This window comes from Streptococcus sp. FSL W7-1342, assembly GCF_037966635.1.
Classification (GTDB): domain Bacteria; phylum Bacillota; class Bacilli; order Lactobacillales; family Streptococcaceae; genus Streptococcus; species Streptococcus salivarius_D.
On the sequence record NZ_CP150200.1, the window covers coordinates 853,834 to 871,945 of the forward strand.

Here is an 18,112-nt window from a genome sequence, read left to right on the forward strand (position 1 = left end):
TGTAGATAATAATTTTGTCAATTCTAATAACAACCTTTGGATGAAAAGGAGATATCAAATGGTAGTTTCTGAAAAACGAATTGAAGACCTAAAAGGACTAAAATTTAATGTTCCTTCATATCAAAGAGGATATCGCTGGACTGAACATGAGGTAACAACTCTTTTAGAAGACCTTTACACACATAGTAAACAAAACAGAGATTATAAGTACTGTTTGCAACCCTTGATTGTTAAAAAAGTTTCAGATAATACTTATGATGTTGTCGATGGTCAACAGAGACTGACAACAATCTTTATCTTTTTGAAATTTATGTCTGCTGAATTTAGTAGTGGTCGTAGAAGAAGTAATCAATACGATTACTTTGAGTTGGTTTATGAAACAAGAGAACAGAGTGCTAAGTATTTAAAAGAATTAAACTTTGACACTTATCAAGAAATCGAAGATTATGATATTGACGCAAATCATATCAGTAAAGCTTTTGCTGCTATTGATAAATGGGTGGAACGAGAAGATATTAATTCGGATAATGCTTTACACGATATTTATCAAGTCTTAACAGAGGCTGTTTTCTTTATTTGGTATGAAATTGATGAGACAGAAGACCCTATAAAACTATTTACCAAAGTTAACTTAGGTAAGATTCCTTTGACTAATGCTGAGCTCATTAAAGCTTTATTGTTAGATAAAACTAATTATGATTCTGAAAATGATAGTGAAAGGATACATAGGGGGATAGCTTGGGATAAAATTGAACATAGACTTCAAGAAGAATCATTTTGGAAGTTTCTGACAAATAGTGAGAAGTATGTCACTAGGATAGATCTTTTGTTTAACCTACGTGAACATGGTACTTTAGAAATACCTCAAAATGATATTTACGCAACTTTCTACTCAATCTACGCAAAATATCAAAAGACCGAAAATAAACCAACTTTTATAAGTGACTACTGGGATAAAGTCGACTTATTATTTGAAGAATTGAATAACTGGTACATGGACCTAAATAGATACCATTTAATCGGCTATCTATTATCGGATGACGCTAAGAGTATTGAAAAGGTTTTTGAAGCTACAAGAGGGAAGAAAAAGTCGGAAGCTTTTTCTAAATTAAAAGACCTTGCTTATAAAACTCTTCCGAGTGATATAGCTTCTATAGATGAACTTTCCTATGGTAATAAAAATAAAGCAATCAAATCTACTCTTTTACTGTTTAATCTTGTAACTTTGATTAATAAGAGTGAAAAACAGTATCGATTTCCTTTTGATATTTATAAGAAAGAGAAATGGGATATCGAGCATATTCATGCTACGGCCGATGAGACTGCTGAAGCTGATGATAGTCTAGCTAATTTAACCTTGCTAGACTCTAATACGAATCGATCTTATGGAAATAGTCCATTTGATCAAAAACGAAGAATTATTATTGAAGTTGATGCAGAAGGGAAATTTGTACCTGTTTGTACGCGTAATGTGTTCTTGAAAGTCTATAGTAATGAGGTAGATGGATTTGATGACTGGACTGATAAGGATAAAGACAGTTATATCCAAGCGATAAAACAGGAATTCAACCAATTTTTTGGAGCTGATGAGGAGTAGTCATGCAAGAGATTAACGCAAAATATAACTTAAAATCATTGTTAGAAAATTATCGAGTCGTAATTCCATTGATTCAGCGAGACTATGCACAAGGTAGAAAGGATAAAAGAACCACCGAAGTTCGAAAAAAATTACTCCAGGATATTAATACTGCCTTAATTGACACAAACATTGGGCCACTCGATTTGAATTTTATTTATGGAAAATCAACTAATGGGAAGTTTATTCCATTAGATGGGCAGCAACGTCTGACAACTCTATTCTTGGTTTATCTTTTTGCTTATAGAGATAATGATGACTGTGACTTTTTGGGGAATTTTTCTTATAAAACTAGAAATTCTTCTACAAAATTCTTCAAGAGTCTAGTTGAGAATAGAAAAAATTTCTTTACAGAAACAAAAAGTCCTTCTGAAATCATAAAAGATGAGTCATGGTTTGCAGATTCATGGCAGTTAGATCCAACTGTACAAGGTGCCTTGAAGACACTAGATGACATTTCTGATTCTTTTGATTATGAGTTTGATTATGTTTCAGTTTTATCAGATGCTAATAACCAAAAACTTGTGTTCAATTTCCTTGATATAGATAAACTTGGTTCAGAAGATGAGCTCTATATCAAACTGAATTCTAGAGGGCGCCCATTAACTGACTTTGAAAATTTTAAAGCAAGATTAATTGATAGAATAAAGAAAATAGATAGTCATTTAGAAAGGGAATTTTCCCAAAATATTGATACAAAATGGACTGATGTTATTTGGAATATTGATAAAAATGCCTTTGACACCAACTTTTTAAATTTATTTGAAATTGTGCTTATCAATAATTTAGATAGCCTTGATTATTCTAAACGCGACAATTGGACTCTTGAAATCGACTTTGAAACTGTAGAAATAAGTCATATAAAAATAATTGTATCTGTTCTTGACTTTCTCTCTCAGAATAAAGTGCCTGAGGTTTCATCTATCTTAGAAGGTTCAATAGTCGACAAAAAACTGAAGGATAGGGTTTATTTTCACGTTATTTCAACATTCTTAGAACATCACGGTGATTCATTAGATACTAGCTATAAAAATTGGTATCGTATCTTTAGGAACTTGATTAATAACTCAGTTATAGATTCTCAAGAGTCATATGAACGGGCAATCAAGGGGATTAATGAACAAATCGAACATACTTCAGACCTGCTAGAATATCTAGCCGAGGGAAATAGAATTAATGGTTTCAGTATTGACCAAGTTGACGAAGAGATTGAAAAAGCTAAATTGATAACTGCAGATGATTCCTATAGAGAGATTATAGAAGTTGCTGAAAATCATCCCTATTTTGATGGTCAGATTCGAAGTTGCTTTTACTTCGAAGCGGATGATTTGCCAAGCAGAAAGATTGATGTTATTTCAATCTATTGGAATAAAATATCAAAAATGTTTACTGAAACAAAGCCTGAAGAAGGTCGATTAATGCGGGCAGCTTTGCTAGCTCTAGGAGACTATACAATGACTACAGCTAATAATTATAAAACGCTGTATCAGGATAATTCAAATGAGTCTTCTGGGTCTGCACCAAGCCTCAAAAGTTTATTTTCATCTCGAAATGAGTATGTCAAAAAACTACTTGATGAACTCGATATGAACAAGCCGCTAGATGTTGAGTATCGTCGTATTATCCAAGAAAATATTAGTAATATAGCTCCTCAAGAATGGCGTTATGCCTTCATTGCTTACTATGAAACCATGTTTAGTAAAATGACTCCTTCACAATATAGAATGAAATCTCCGTTCTGGCTTAATCGTTCAGAGGAGATGTTGTTAATTCCCAATAAGAGCTCTAGTGCTAGAAATTATGATATTCATTTGATAGCACTAGAAGAAAAACTAAAGGAATTAGGAATACAATCTTATTATCAAAGTGAGAAAGGGATTGAAAGTACCAATAGGATACTCTATATAAATGAAGTATATGAAGTCAGATTTCGAGGAAATCATTTTAGCCTTAATTTAATAGGTGGCGAAGAAGCAGAGGAAGAACATTTTGATTCTACGCTATCATTTTTGGATATAGCAGAATACTTGAATAATAAATTGCACTAATATTATCACAAAGGCTAGTGAAATTCACACTGGCCTTTGTGTATTAAATCTCTATTTTTATTGTAAGCTAGTACAAAAAAGACTAGATATTATTACGAACAGAATTAGGATAATTTTTCAATTTTCAAAGGGACTTTGAGTTTTTTAGATAAGTATTGAAAGTAAAAGCATACTAACGTAGAGGATAATGATATTATATTCTATAAGTTATAATCAAGCATGAGGTCGAATAATGAAAGAAGAAAATAATTTGCAAGGGAAAACCAGTCGTCTTTTATATTTTATGTCTGAATTGGAAAAGGGGCATAAGGTTAATAAAACTGATTACCTTAAACGTTTTAATATCGCCGAGCGAACCTTTAAAGATGATTTAAGGGAATTAAAGGAAAATCTAAAAGTACTTAGAGATGATATGAAAATAAAGTATTCTCGACTTGCAGGAACCTATGAGGCAGAATATAACCATGGTTATGGTAACTTAAAGTACAACCAGGCCGTCATCTTGTCTAAGATTCTTTTAGAAAGTAGAGCACTACGTGTTGAGGAAGTTAGAGAAATCATTGATACTTTTGTAGAGAGAGCTGTTGATGATAGGGAACGTCAGCGTATTAGAAACTTTACGGAACGGGAACTAGAGGAGTATAAGGAATTATCGATTTACAGGGACAATAAGAGTAAATCTATCTTACCTCATCTATCCGCTATTTTTGACGCAATTGAAAATCAGAAGCCTCTTTCTTTTAAGTATACGAAATACCAAGGAAAGGATGCCGATTATGATGTGTTACCGGTCTCGATTATGTTTAATGATCATTATTTTTATTGTATGGCATATAAAGTTGAAGAAAAGGATGGAAGATTAAGAATAGATACAAGGAGTCTTCGTAATTTCAGACTGGATCGTTTTAAAACTGTTCATCGTTCGAAGTATAATACAGAACTAATATTAAGTTCTGAGGAATTAACTCAAATTTTGTCAGATAGTGATGTTCGTTATCATACTTTCTTGATGTTTTCAGATACGGAAAAATTTCGGATTAGATTCAGATATGTTGGTCAGTTTTGGGAAGTACTTGAAGATGATATCCCTGCACTTAAAGTTATCGAGAAAGATACAAGGAGTACAGTTCCTAGGGTAATATATGAAATTGAAACCTATGGCAGAGATAGTTTTCAACGTTATATTGATCGATTTAATGGGGTATTTACTATACTTGAACTAGAAAAAATAAATAAGTAAAATTGACACTTTTTTTTAATAGCATTTCACAAAAAAACAGAAGTACGTTTTATACGTACTTTTTTTGTTGTATTGTTTGAAAGTATAAAACAGATGGACAATGATGTGTTTAAGGTACTTGTATTGTGTGTTTCTGGTGATAAAATATAGTTATAAAGAAATATTGCAAAACAAAAGTACAGCATTTATTACCAAAAGGAGGAAAGCAAAATGTCTAAAATTAGAAAGATAATCTATAAAAACAAAATGAAACTTATGAAGAACAGACACTCAACAAAAGGTGTTTACTGTCATGGAGCTAAAAAAAATAAAATAGTTTATGAGACTAATGCCAAAGCACTTCGTGCAGTCATGTTGTGTGAGGATCAAACCATTCGTACTTATTATTGTCATTATTGTGCAGGATTTCATACAACCTCAAGACCTGAACATGATGAATTAGATGATTTGTATATGTTTGCGAGAGCATATGTTTGTTAATGGTTAACACTAATAATGAACATAAACAAGGAAAACACATCTTTTCAGTGTGAAGTGTTGAAATTCATTCAATAGTTTAGGGATAAGAAATTTTGCCCTATTGTAAAATGAAGTGCAACACAAAAGACATGTTCATCTGATATACTAGAGTTGCGAAAAACAGTATAAAGGAAGATGAACATGTCCACTAATTATTCTACCACAAATCAATCATACAAGCACTTATCTGAAGCTGAGCGAGGGGAAATTGAAGCTTATTTAAGCGTAGGACTCAAACCTGCTGAGATTGCTCGTAGACTAGGGAGAAATCGCTCTACTATTACTCGTGAAATTAATCGTGGTTCCATAACACAAGTGAAAAAAGTAAATGGGCAAAAGGTCTATTACCAACACTATTATGCAGATGCTGCTCATAACCGTTATCGTCATGCTAGAGAAGCCAGCTATTATTTGAAACTGGATTCCGTATCGGATGACTTTCTGAGAGCATTTACAGAAGCAATGAGAGAGAAACCAAGGGTGCATAGCGTGGATACCTTTGTTCATACCTATAGACTCCAACATGTAGATGCAGTTGTTCCTTCAACCAAGACGCTCTATAACTATATCCATCAAGGATTGTTAGAGATTAAGGTCATTGATTTGCCAAGAGCAGTGCGGATCCGTAAGAAATTTACCAAGCGCCCCTCTACCAAGAAACATCTAGGAAAGTCAATTGAAGAAAGGCCAGAAGAAATCAATAATCGTTCCCGTTTTGGAGATTGGGAAATCGATTCTGTTCTGGGTGGAAAGACAATAGGAGAACCTTCTATTCTAACCTTGGTAGAACGACAAACACGCTATGCTGTCACAAAGAAACTCGTGGAAAAGAAAGCAGAGTATGTCAATCAAGCAGTCTTAGAGTGTATGAAACTTTATCCCATTAAGTCCATAACTGCAGATAATGGAAACGAATTTTCATCATTGAGTAAGATAGAGGGATTAGATGTTTATTTTGCACATGCCTATTCATCTTATGAACGAGGTACAAATGAGAATTTCAATGGACTACTAAGAGAGTTCATTCCGAAGGGGTGTTCGTTAAAAGAACTAAATCAGAATCTTTTAGAGGACTATACAAAGGCTATCAATGAAAGACCTAGACGAATTCATGGCTATCAGTCCGCAAAAAAGCTGTTTGAGCTAACTCAAACAGCTTGAAAGATACTCACTTAATCAGAGGAACATCTTTGTTGCACTTGACTTGACAATTAGGGGATAAGAAATTTTATTTTAAAGGGAGAGAAATTATTATGAACCTTATCATATTTTTTACCACAATTAATGTGTTAACATTCATGGCTTATGGAATTCTTTTTTGCATGAAATTAAAAATTAAGCGACTTGAAAAAGAAAACGAAAAGATTGAAGCTCGAAGAAAGATATATTTAGCCATTTTGGAGGATGACGAAGATGCATTGTTAGCCATTATGAAGAAGGACAAAGAGTTATTGTTAGATGTGATAAATGGACTTTAATATATTTTTTCGTTTTTTAGATGAAGACTTTCATCTTTTCCATAGCTTGGTTCTAAAGCTTACAACTACTTGAAGCAATTGTTCAAAGGAATTTTTATCATTGTGTAAAGTTATGATTTATACTCACAGAACTCAAAAAAGTAATTATTCCAAATTCTTTTTAGATTGTCTATCATTAAGTCACCATATGGTGGCTTTTCTTATGCCTTTTAATCTATCTAAACATTCACAAGCAAGAATGAGAGAAGTTGAAATGAGCCTCTACAGGAATATGTAGAGGCTTTGATGAATTATTGAATTGTGTCATTTTATTTAGTGAATTAGACGGGTGGTTTTGATTTTTTCAAGTATCAAAACTATTTTCTCTTTTGAGAGAATAACACTTGGTTTCCTTTTTTAACTGCTTTATAATAGAGTAATACTAAGGTCTTCTACTGTGATAAAGAAGGCAGATTTTAGGAGATGAGAAGTTGGCTTTTTGTGTTTAGAGGACACGGTTTGTTGATTTTTTACTGTAGGAGATAGATATGGCAATGATAGAAGTGAAACATCTTCAGAAAAATTTTGTGAAGACAGTCAAGGAACCGGGGTTGAAGGGGTCTTTGCGTTCCTTTATTCATCCTGAAAAGCAGACCTTTGAAGCGGTCAAGGATTTGACCTTTGAGGTGCCCAAGGGGCAGATTCTAGGTTTTATCGGGGCAAATGGTGCTGGGAAGTCGACCACCATTAAAGTGCTGACAGGAATTTTGAAACCGACATCTGGTTTTTGTCGGATTAATGGCAAGATTCCACAGGATAATCGCCAGGATTATGTCAAGGATATTGGGGTTGTTTTTGGACAACGAACTCAGCTATGGTGGGACTTGGCCCTGCAAGAGACTTACACGGTTTTGAAGGAGATTTACGATGTCCCAGACTCGCTCTTCCACAAGCGCATGGATTTTTTGAATGAAGTCTTGGATTTGAAGGACTTTATCAAGGATCCCGTGCGGACTCTTTCGCTAGGTCAACGGATGCGGGCGGATATTGCGGCTTCCTTGCTTCACAATCCCAAGGTTCTCTTTTTAGATGAGCCGACCATTGGTTTGGATGTGTCGGTCAAGGATAACATTCGTCGGGCCATTACTCAGATTAATCAGGAGGAAGAGACAACTATTCTCTTGACCACTCACGACTTGAGCGACATTGAGCAACTCTGTGATCGGATTTTTATGATTGACAAGGGGCAGGAGATTTTTGATGGGACGGTTAGCCAGCTCAAGGAAACCTTTGGCAAGATGAAGACTCTCTCCTTTGACCTGACGCCAGGTCAAAATCATCTAGTCTCTCATTATGAGGGCTTGCCTGATATGTCCATTGATAGACAAGGAAATACTCTCAATATTGAATTCGATAGTTCCCGCTACCAGTCGGCCGATATTATCAAGCAAACCTTATCTGATTTTGAAGTCCGTGATTTGAAGATGGTAGATACAGATATTGAAGATATTATCCGTCGCTTCTATCGAAAGGAGCTCTAAGATGGTCAAATTGTGGAGACGTTATATACCCTTTATCAATGCAGGGATTCAGGAGTTGATTAGCTATCGAGTCAACTTTATTCTCTATCGGATTGGTGATGTCATGGGGGCTTTTGTGGCCTTTTATCTCTGGAAGGCAGTCTTTGACTCCTCCCAGAAGCCTTTGATTCAGGGCTTCAGTATGGCAGATATCACTCTCTACATCATCATGAGTTTTGTGACCAATCTTTTGACCAGGTCTGATAGCTCCTTTATGATTGGGGAGGAGGTCAAGGATGGCTCCATTATCATGCGCTTGCTGAGACCAGTGCATTTTGCGGCCTCTTACCTTTTCACCGAACTTGGCTCCAAGTGGTTGATTTTTATCTCTGTTGGACTGCCATTTTTAAGTGTCATTGTTTTGATGAAAATCTTATCTGGGCAAGGTATTGTAGAAGTGTTGGGATTAACTGTCCTTTATCTCTTTAGCTTAACTCTGGCTTATCTGATTAACTTTTTCTTTAATATCTGCTTTGGATTTTCAACCTTTGTATTTAAAAATTTATGGGGTTCCAATCTACTCAAGACTTCAATAGTGGCCTTTATGTCTGGCAGTTTGATTCCCTTAACGTTTTTTCCAAAGGTGGTTTCAGATATTCTCTCCTTATTGCCATTTTCATCCTTGATTTACACTCCGGTCATGATTATTGTTGGGAAATACGATACCAGTCAGATTCTTCAAGCACTTTTGCTTCAGTTTTTCTGGCTTATAGTGATGGTGGGCTTGTCTCAGTTGATTTGGAAACGAGTCCAGTCATTTATCACCATTCAGGGAGGTTAGGATGAAAAAATATCAACGCATGCATCTGATTTTTATCAGACAATACATCAAGCAAATCATGGAATACAAGGTGGATTTTGTGGTTGGTGTCTTGGGAGTCTTTCTGACTCAAGGCCTAAACCTCTTGTTTCTCAATGTCATATTTCAACACATCCCCTCGCTAGAAGGTTGGACCTTTCAAGAAATTGCCTTTATCTATGGATTTTCCTTAATTCCAAAGGGATTAGATCATCTCTTTTTTGACAATCTCTGGGCCTTAGGTCAACGACTAGTCCGAAAAGGGGAATTTGACAAGTATTTGACTCGTCCTATCAACCCTCTCTTTCATATTCTGGTTGAGACCTTTCAGATTGATGCCTTGGGGGAACTTTTGGTCGGTTGCATTCTATTGGGAACAACAGTATCAAGCATTGCTTGGACGCTTCCCAAATTCCTGATTTTCCTAGTCTGTATTCCATTTGCTACCTTGATTTATACTTCCTTGAAAATAGCGACAGCCAGTATCGCTTTTTGGACTAAACAGTCAGGCGCCATGATTTATATTTTTTATATGTTCAATGATTTTGCCAAGTACCCGATTTCCATTTACAATTCGCTCCTTCGTTGGTTGATCAGTTTTATCGTGCCATTTGCCTTTACGGCTTACTATCCTGCCAGTTATTTCTTGCAGGGTAAGAATGGGCTCTTTGATATCGGTGGTTTGATTCTGATTTCCCTTGTCTTCTTTTTCATTTCCCTCAAACTCTGGGATAGGGGCTTGAATGCCTACGAAAGTGCTGGCTCGTAAGGGGGAAAGTAAGACTAAAATCAAGAAAGGAACTTATGATGTTTACAATTGAAGAAGTCAAGGATGAAGATCAAAAAATGGCAGTTGTTGATGAGGTTTTAAAGGATTTGCCAGAATGGTTTGGAATACCTGAAAGCACGCAAGCCTACATCGAAGGAGCCAAAGATTTGCAAGTTTGGGCAGCCTATCAGGAGAGTGATTTGACTGGATTTGTAAGCTTGTCCTATTCTAGTGAAGAGTGTGCAGAGATTGATTGTCTCGGCGTAAAAAAAGCTAATCAAGGTAGAGGAATTGGGAGTCAATTGCTTGCTACTTTAGAAAGTGAAGCACGCAAACAAGTAGACTACCTACAGGTAAAAACAGTAGCAGAAGGCTCTAATAAAGATTATGATCGAACAAATGTCTTTTATCGAAGTGTTGGTTTTAAAAAATTAGAGATTTTTCCTCAACTATGGGATCCCCAGAATCCTTGCCAGATTTTGATAAAGAAAATCGTTTAAAACTTCCTGACAAAAAATTGAGAGTGCCATACTATAAAAGTGTTAGCCAATTTAGCTCAGTTGGTAGAGCAAGGCACTCGTAAAGTCTAGGTTATAGGTAGATAAACGACTGAGGATTTGAAAAAATAGATATGTAGAAGATAACCGTTAAGTCTTATTCTTAGCGGTTTTTTATATTGTTTAATAGCGCTGATATTTCATTAATGATGTTTGACTTTGTGATGTTGCTAGTGCTTTAAGTTGATTGCTACTATTTTTGATGGTGTGAATGTTCTGATAATGTACCCCAGCTAACTACGAAAGTTTTTGACTCTATGTTTTTAACGCTTATTAAAAAATAAATTAATGTAGGTTAATTTTTCTTGACTTAAATTTTTTAAATGATATACTATTTTTCTGGAGAGCTAACAATTATATATAAATGTACTACTCTATTTCCTAGATAATACTTATACTCGATGAAAATCAAAGAGCAAACTAGAAAACTATCCGCAGGTTGCTCAAAGCACTGCTTTGAGGTTGTAGATAGAACTGACGAAGTCAGTAACCATACATACGCTAAGACGACGTTGACGCGGTTTGAAGCGATCTTCGAAGAGTATTAGTAAAACTTTTTATAACAAATGCTAGCAAAGTTAAAGTTTACTATCTATTGGAAGTTAAATAAATATGTAAGGAATTAAAATGAAAAAAAGTACAGTATTGTCATTAACCACAGCTGCAGTTATTTTAGCAGCATATGTCCCTAATGAGGTAATCCTAGCAGATACACCTAGTTCTGAAGATTCTTTAAAAATATCTGATAAAGAAACAGTAGTAGGTAAACAAAACGAAAACAAAGAAAAACTTGAAGATATTCATAATGTTATAGAAACTTCAAAGGATACTGAAGAAAAGAAAACAACAATTATTGAGGAAAAAGAAGTTGTTAGTAAAAATCCTGTGATAGACAATAACACTAGCAATGAAGAAGCAAAAATCAAAGAAGAAAATTCCAATCAATCCCAAGGAGATAAAGCGGACTCGTCTGCAAGTAAAGACCCAGAAAGTCCCAAAAAAGAGGATAAACTTGTCTATATTGCTGAATTTAAAGATAAAGAATCTGGAGAAAAAGCAATCAAGGAACTATCAAATCTTAAGAATACAAAAGTTTTATATACTTATGATAGAATTTTTAACGGTAGCGCTATTGAAACAACCAAAGATACTCTGGACATAATTAAACTAATAGAAGGTATTTCATCGGTTGAAAGGTCACAAAAAGTCCAACCTATGATGAATCATGCTAGAAAAGAAATTGGAGTTGAAGAGGCAATCGATTACCTAAAATCTATCAATGCACCATTTGGGAAAAACTTTGATGGTAGAGGTATGGTCATTTCAAATATCGATACGGGAACGGATTATAGGCATAAGGCCATGAGGATTGATGATGATGCTAAAGACTCAATGAGATTTAAAAAAGAAGACTTAAAAGGTACTGATAAAAATTTCTGGTTGAGTGATAAAATCCCTCATGCTTTCAATTATTATAATGGTGGTAAAATTACTGTAGAAAAAGCTGATGATGGAAGCGATTATTTTGATCCACATGGGATGCATATTGCAGGGATTCTTGCGGGAAATGATACTGAAAAAGATATTAAAAACTTTAACGGAATAGATGGAATTGCTCCTAATGCACAGATTTTCTCTTATAAAATGTACTCTGACGCAGGATCTGGCTTCGCAGGAGATGAAACAATGTTTCATGCTATTGAAGATTCGATCAAACACAATGTCGATGTTGTTTCGATATCATCTGGCTTTACAGGAACAGGTCTTGTAGGTGAGAAATATTGGCAAGCTATTAGAGCATTAAGAAAAGCAGGCATTCCAATGGTTGTAGCTACGGGTAACTATGCGACTTCTGCTTCAAGTTCTTCATGGGATTTAGTGGCAAATAATAATCTGAAAATGACCGACACTGGAAATGTAACACGAACTGCAGCACATGAAGATGCGATAGCAGTCGCATCTGCTAAAAATCAAACAGTTGAGTTTGATAAAGTTAACATAGGTGGAGAAAGTTTTAAATACAGAAATATAGGTGCCTTTTTCGATAAGAATAAAATCATAACAAATGAAGATGGATCAAAAGCTTCTAGTAAATTAAAATTTGTATATATAGGCAAGGGGCAAGACAAAGATTTGATAGGATTGGATCTTAGAGGCAAAATTGCAGTAATGGATAGAATTTATACAAAGGAGTTAAAAAATGCTTTTAAACGTGCAACGGATAAGGGTGCACGTGGCATTATGGTTGTAAATACTGTAAATTACTACAATAGAGATAATTGGACAGAGCTTCCAGCTATGGGATATGAGGAGGATGAAGGAACTACTAGTCAAGTTTTTTCAATTTCAGGAGATGATGGTGTAAAGTTATGGAACATGATTAACCCTGATAAAAAAACTGAGGTTAAAAGGAATAATAAAGAAGATTTTAAAGATAAATTGGAGCAATACTATCCAATTGATATGGCAAGCTATAATTCTAATAAACCGAATGTAGGTGACGAAAAAGAGATTGACTTTAAGTTTGCACCTGACACAGACAAAGAACTGTATAAAGAAGAGATCATCGTTCCAGCAGGGTCCACATCTTGGGGACCAAGAATAGATTTACTTTTAAAACCAGATGTTTCAGCACCCGGTAAAAATATTAAATCCACTCTCAATGTCATTAATGGGAAATCAACTTATGGTTATATGTCAGGGACTAGTATGGCAACTCCAATCGTGGCAGCTTCTACTGTTTTGATTAGACCAAAATTAAAGGAAATGCTTGAAAGACCTGTGTTGAAAAATCTTAAGGGAGATGACAAAATAGATCTTACAAGTCTTACAAAAATAGCCCTACAAAATACTGCACGCCCTATGATGGATGCAACTTCTTGGAAAGAAAAAAGTCAATATTTTGCATCACCTAGACAACAGGGAGCAGGGCTAATTAATGTTGCCAATGCTTTGAGAAATGAAGTCGTAGCTACTTTTAAAAACACGGATTCTAAAGGTTTGGTAAACTCTTATGGTTCTATTTCTCTTAAAGAAATAAAAGGAGATAAAAAATATTTTACAATTAAGCTTCACAATACATCAAACAGACCTTTAACCTTTAAAGTTTCATCATCTGCTATAACTACAGATGCTCTAACTGACAGACTCAAACTGGATGAAACATACAAAGATGAAAAATCTCCAGATGGTAAGCAAATTGTTCCAGAAATCCACCCAGAAAAAATCAAAGGAGCAAATATTACATTTGAGCATGACACTTTCACTATAGGTCCAAATTCTAGCTTTGATTTAAATGCGGTTATAAATGTTGGGGAGGCTAAAAACAAAAATAAATTTGTAGAATCATTTATTCATTTTGAGTCAGTGGAAGAAATGGAAGCTCTGAACTCCAACGGGAAGAAAATAAACTTCCAACCTTCTTTATCGATGCCTCTAATGGGATTTGCTGGGAATTGGAACCACGAACCAATCCTTGATAAATGGGCCTGGGAAGAAGGTTCAAAATCAAAAACAATGGAAGGTTATGATGATGATGGCAAACCGAAAATTCCAGGAACCTTAAATAAGGGGATTGGTGGAGAAGGTATAGATAAATTTAATCCAGCAGGAGTTATACAAAATAGAAAAGATAAAAATACAACATCCCTAGATCAAAATCCAGAATTGTTTGCTTTCAATAACGAAGGGATCAACGCACCATCATCAAGTGGTTCTAATATTGCTAAAATTTATCCTTTAGATTCAAATGGAAATCCTCAAGATGCTCAACTTGGGAGAGGATTAACACCTTCTCCACTTGTATTAAGAAGTGCAGAAGAAGGATTGATTTCAATAGTAAATACAAATAAAGAGGGAGAAAATCAAAGAGACTTAAAAGTCATTTCGAGAGAACACTTTATTAGAGGAATTTTAAACTCTAAGAGAAATGATGCAAAGGGAATCAAATCTTCTAAGCTAAAAGTTTGGAGCGACTTGAAATGGGATGGACTCATCTATAACCCTAGAGGTAGAGAAGAAAATGCACCAGAAAGCAAGGATACCAAAGATCCTGCTACTAAGATAAGAGGACAATTTGAACCGATTGCAGAAGGTCAATATTTCTATAAATTTAAATATAGATTAACTAAAGATTACCCATGGCAGGTTTCCTATATTCCTGTAAAAATTGATAATACAGCCCCTAAGATTGTTTCGGTTGATTTTTCAAATCCTGAAAAAATTAAGTTGATTACAAAGGATACTTATCACAAGGTAAAAGATCAATACAAGAATGAAACCTTATTTGCGAGAGATCAAAAAGAACATCCTGAAAAATTTGACGAGATTGCAAACGAAGTTTGGTATGCAGGCGCTGCTCTGGTTAATGAAGATGGAGAGGTTGAGAAAAATCTTGAAGTAACTTATGCAGGTGAGGGTCAAGGAAGAAATAGGAAACTAGACAAAGACGGAAATACTATTTATGAAATTAATGGTGCAGGAGATTTAAGAGGAAAAATCATTGAAGTCATTGCATTAGATGGATCTAGCAATTTCACAAAGATTCATAGAATTAAATTTGCTGATCATGCTGATGAAAAGGGGATGATTTCCTATTATCTAGTAGATCCTGATCAAGATTCATCTAAATACCAAAAGCTTGGCGAGATTTCCGAATCTAAATTTAAAAATTTAGAAAATAGAAAAGAGGATAGTCTTAAAAAAGATACAACTGAGGAAGAAAATCATCAAGAAAATGAAGAGTCTATCGAAGAAAAATCAAGCTTGACTATTCATAAAACTATTTCAACAATTAGAGATTTTGAAAGTAAAGACTTAAAGAAACTCATTAAAAAGAAATTTAGAGAAGTTGATGACTTTACAAGTGAAACTGGTAAGAGAACAGAGGAATACGATTATAAATACGATGATAAGGGAAATATCATTGCTTATGACGATGGTAGTGCCTTACAATATGAAACTGAAAAACTTGACGAAATCAAATCAAAAATTTATGGTGTTCTAAGCCCGTCTAAAGATGGACACTTTGAAATTCTTGGAAAGATAAGTAATGTTTCTAAAAATTCCAAGGTATATTACGGCAATAACTATAGATCTGTAGAAATCAAAACGACTAAGTATGATTTCCACTCAAAAACGATGACATTTGATTTATACGCTAATATTAATGATATTGTGGATGGATTAGCTTTTGCAGGAGATATGAGATTCTTTGTTAAAGATGATGATCAGATAAAAGCTGAAACTAAAATTAGAATGCCTGAAAAAAATAAGGAAACTAAAACAGAATATCCCTATACATCAAGTTATGGGAATGTAATAGAATTAGGAGAAGGTGATCTTTCAAAGAACAAACCAAACAATTTAACGGAAATGGAATCTGGTAAAATCTATTCTGATTCAGAAAAACAACAATATCTGTTAAAGGATAACATCATTCTAAGAAAAGGCTATGCACTAAAAGTGACTACCTATAATCCTGGAAAAACGGATATGTTAGAAGGAAATGGAGTTTATAGCCAGGAAGATATAGCAAAAATACAAAAGGCCAATCCTAATCTAAGAGTCCTATCAGAAAAAATAATTTATGCTGATAGTAGAAATGTTAAAGATGGAAGAAGTACTCAATCAGTATTAATGTCGGCTTTGGATGGCTTTAACATTGTAAAATATCAAGTGTTTACCTTTAAAATGAATGATAAAGGGGAGGCAATCGATAAAGATGGAAATCTTGTAACAGATTCTTCTAAACTGGTATTATTTGGTAAAGATGATAAAGAGTATCATGGGGAGGATGAGTCCAACGTAGAAGCTATAAAAGAAGATGGCTCTATGTTATTTATTGATGCAAAACCAGTAAATCTTTCAATGGACAAGAACTACTTTAATCCATCTAAATCTAATAAAATTTATGTACGAAATCCAGAATTTTATTTAAGAGGTAAGATTTCTGATAAGGGTGGTTTTAACTGGGAGTTGAGAGTTAATGAATCGGTTGTAGATAATTATTTAATCTACGGAGATTTACACATTGATAACACTAGAGATTTTAATATTAAGCTTAATGTTAAAGACGGTGACATCATGGACTGGGGAATGAAAGACTATAAAGCAAACGGATTCCCAGATAAGGTAACAGATATGGATGGAAATGTTTATCTTCAAACTGGCTATAGCGATTTGAATGCGAAAGCGGTTGGAGTACACTATCAATTTTTATATGATAATGTTAAACCAGAAGTAAACATTGATCCTAAGGGAAATACTAGTATTGAATATGCTGACGGAAAATCTGTAGTCTTTAATATCAATGATAAAAGAAATAATGGATTCGATGGTGAGATTCAAGACAAACATATTTATGTAAATGGAAAAGAATATAAATCATTTGATGATATTAAACAACTAACAGATAAGACACTAAACATTAAGATTGTTGTAAAAGATTTTGCAAGAAATACAACCGTAAAAGAATTCATTTTAAACAAAGATACGGGAGAGGTAAGCGAACTAAAACCTCATACGGTAACTGTGACCATTCAAAATGGAAAAGAAATGAGTTCAACGATAGTGTCGGAAGAAGATTTCATTTTACCTGTCTATAAGGGTGAATTAGAAAAAGGATATCAATTTGATGGCTGGGAAATTTCTGGTGTCGAAGGGAAAAAAGATGCTGGCTATGTTATTAATGTATCAAAAGATACTCTTATAAAACCTGTATTCAAGAAAATAGAGGAGAAAAAGGAGGAGGAAAATAAACCTACTTTTGATGTATCGAAAAAGAAAGATAACGTGCAAGAAAATCATAGTCACTTAGATGAAAATTACAAAAAGGAGGATTTACAAAGAGAAAATCATTCACACAAATCTGATTCAACTAAGGATGTCACAGCTAAAGTTCCTGATGAAAATGATAAAAACTTTGAAAATAAGAAGGAAGTTTATCTTAATGAACCAGAGAACATAGATAATAAACATACCAATATTGATAGTAAATCAACTACTAACAATGATAGGTTGCCAAAAACCGGAACAGTTAGCGAAGTCTTCATGTCATTAGTTGCCGGAATAATGTTTACCTTAGGTGCGTTTCTTGGATTAAAGAAAAAAGATCAAGATTAAGACAAAGCTATAGAAAAATGGTTTGTGTACTGAGATAGTGTGATGATGAAACAGTTTTGTGAAAATAGCCATTTATAACTCAATTATTTAGTTTACTTTACTATTGATACTCTTTTTGGATTTATTAATGTACTTAGTTTCGACAACTAATGAATTGATTGAAAGGGTTAGTATTGATAATATTGGTCATATTAATTAGAAAATAGAGTCTATCAAAATTTAAAGGCTAATAGAGGTGATGAGATAATTTCAAGGAATTAAGTAGCGTTTGGTTGCTTAATTCCTTTTTATTATGTGACTATTAGTCTGTTTCGCTCCGAAGGTGCGAAACAAATAAACCACCCGCTATGATTGATATGCCCCCTGTCAAGTAGACAGGTTAAAT

The 18,112-nt window shown here is 34.2% G+C and carries 11 protein-coding genes; all 11 read left to right on the forward strand.

Annotated elements, in window-relative coordinates; genetic code table 11:
- The first annotated feature begins 58 nt into the window (after positions 1–58).
- Positions 59–1,597, forward strand: coding sequence for a DUF262 domain-containing protein (locus NSQ79_RS03735; protein ID WP_164332060.1), 1,539 nt, complete (start codon positions 59–61; stop codon positions 1,595–1,597).
- Positions 1,598–1,599: 2 nt separating this feature from the next.
- Positions 1,600–3,684, forward strand: a complete 2,085-nt coding sequence (locus NSQ79_RS03740) for a DUF262 domain-containing protein (protein WP_164332059.1) — start codon at positions 1,600–1,602, stop codon at positions 3,682–3,684.
- A gap of 232 nt (positions 3,685–3,916) precedes the next feature.
- Positions 3,917–4,924: a WYL domain-containing protein gene (locus tag NSQ79_RS03745; RefSeq protein WP_064520813.1), complete on the forward strand. Its 1,008-nt coding sequence runs from the start codon at positions 3,917–3,919 to the stop codon at positions 4,922–4,924.
- Positions 4,925–5,134: 210 nt separating this feature from the next.
- Positions 5,135–5,404 (forward strand): hypothetical protein, encoded by a 270-nt coding sequence (locus NSQ79_RS03750; RefSeq protein ID WP_060971938.1) that lies wholly within the window; start codon positions 5,135–5,137, stop codon positions 5,402–5,404.
- Positions 5,405–5,584: 180 nt separating this feature from the next.
- Positions 5,585–6,604 (forward strand): IS30-like element IS1139 family transposase, encoded by a 1,020-nt coding sequence (locus NSQ79_RS03755; protein ID WP_171021848.1) that lies wholly within the window; start codon positions 5,585–5,587, stop codon positions 6,602–6,604.
- 137 nt (positions 6,605–6,741) lie between these two features.
- Complete coding sequence (locus tag NSQ79_RS03760; protein WP_339313879.1) at positions 6,742–6,921, forward strand: hypothetical protein; 180 nt, start codon at positions 6,742–6,744, stop codon at positions 6,919–6,921.
- 527 nt (positions 6,922–7,448) lie between these two features.
- Positions 7,449–8,441, forward strand: coding sequence for an ATP-binding cassette domain-containing protein (locus tag NSQ79_RS03765; RefSeq protein ID WP_155214082.1), 993 nt, complete (start codon positions 7,449–7,451; stop codon positions 8,439–8,441).
- Position 8,442: 1 nt separating this feature from the next.
- The gene (locus NSQ79_RS03770; protein ID WP_155214081.1) at positions 8,443–9,261 is read left to right on the forward strand and encodes an ABC-2 family transporter protein; all 819 of its coding nucleotides are present in this window, start codon (positions 8,443–8,445) and stop codon (positions 9,259–9,261) included.
- Position 9,262: 1 nt separating this feature from the next.
- On the forward strand, positions 9,263–10,048 hold the full coding sequence (locus NSQ79_RS03775) for an ABC transporter permease (RefSeq protein ID WP_045768591.1): 786 nt from the start codon (positions 9,263–9,265) through the stop codon (positions 10,046–10,048).
- A 38-nt stretch (positions 10,049–10,086) separates the two neighbouring features.
- Positions 10,087–10,548 (forward strand): GNAT family N-acetyltransferase, encoded by a 462-nt coding sequence (locus NSQ79_RS03780; protein ID WP_045768592.1) that lies wholly within the window; start codon positions 10,087–10,089, stop codon positions 10,546–10,548.
- Positions 10,549–11,232: 684 nt separating this feature from the next.
- Positions 11,233–17,727, forward strand: a complete 6,495-nt coding sequence (locus tag NSQ79_RS03785; RefSeq protein ID WP_339313881.1) for a S8 family serine peptidase — start codon at positions 11,233–11,235, stop codon at positions 17,725–17,727.
- Positions 17,728–18,112: the final 385 nt, after the last annotated feature.

Bases quoted from the DNA above. Each gene is read 5' to 3' on its own strand.
- NSQ79_RS03735 (WP_164332060.1), top strand. From the start codon at position 59: ATGGTAGTTTCTGAAAAACGAATTGAAGACCTAAAAGGACTAAAATTT.
- NSQ79_RS03780 (WP_045768592.1), top strand. From the start codon at position 10,087: ATGTTTACAATTGAAGAAGTCAAGGATGAAGATCAAAAAATGGCAGTT.
- NSQ79_RS03770 (WP_155214081.1), top strand. From the start codon at position 8,443: ATGGTCAAATTGTGGAGACGTTATATACCCTTTATCAATGCAGGGATT.
- NSQ79_RS03740 (WP_164332059.1), top strand. From the start codon at position 1,600: ATGCAAGAGATTAACGCAAAATATAACTTAAAATCATTGTTAGAAAAT.
- NSQ79_RS03765 (WP_155214082.1), top strand. From the start codon at position 7,449: ATGGCAATGATAGAAGTGAAACATCTTCAGAAAAATTTTGTGAAGACA.
- NSQ79_RS03745 (WP_064520813.1), top strand. From the start codon at position 3,917: ATGAAAGAAGAAAATAATTTGCAAGGGAAAACCAGTCGTCTTTTATAT.
- NSQ79_RS03760 (WP_339313879.1), top strand. From the start codon at position 6,742: ATGGCTTATGGAATTCTTTTTTGCATGAAATTAAAAATTAAGCGACTT.
- NSQ79_RS03775 (WP_045768591.1), top strand. From the start codon at position 9,263: ATGAAAAAATATCAACGCATGCATCTGATTTTTATCAGACAATACATC.
- NSQ79_RS03785 (WP_339313881.1), top strand. From the start codon at position 11,233: ATGAAAAAAAGTACAGTATTGTCATTAACCACAGCTGCAGTTATTTTA.
- NSQ79_RS03750 (WP_060971938.1), top strand. From the start codon at position 5,135: ATGTCTAAAATTAGAAAGATAATCTATAAAAACAAAATGAAACTTATG.
- NSQ79_RS03755 (WP_171021848.1), top strand. From the start codon at position 5,585: ATGTCCACTAATTATTCTACCACAAATCAATCATACAAGCACTTATCT.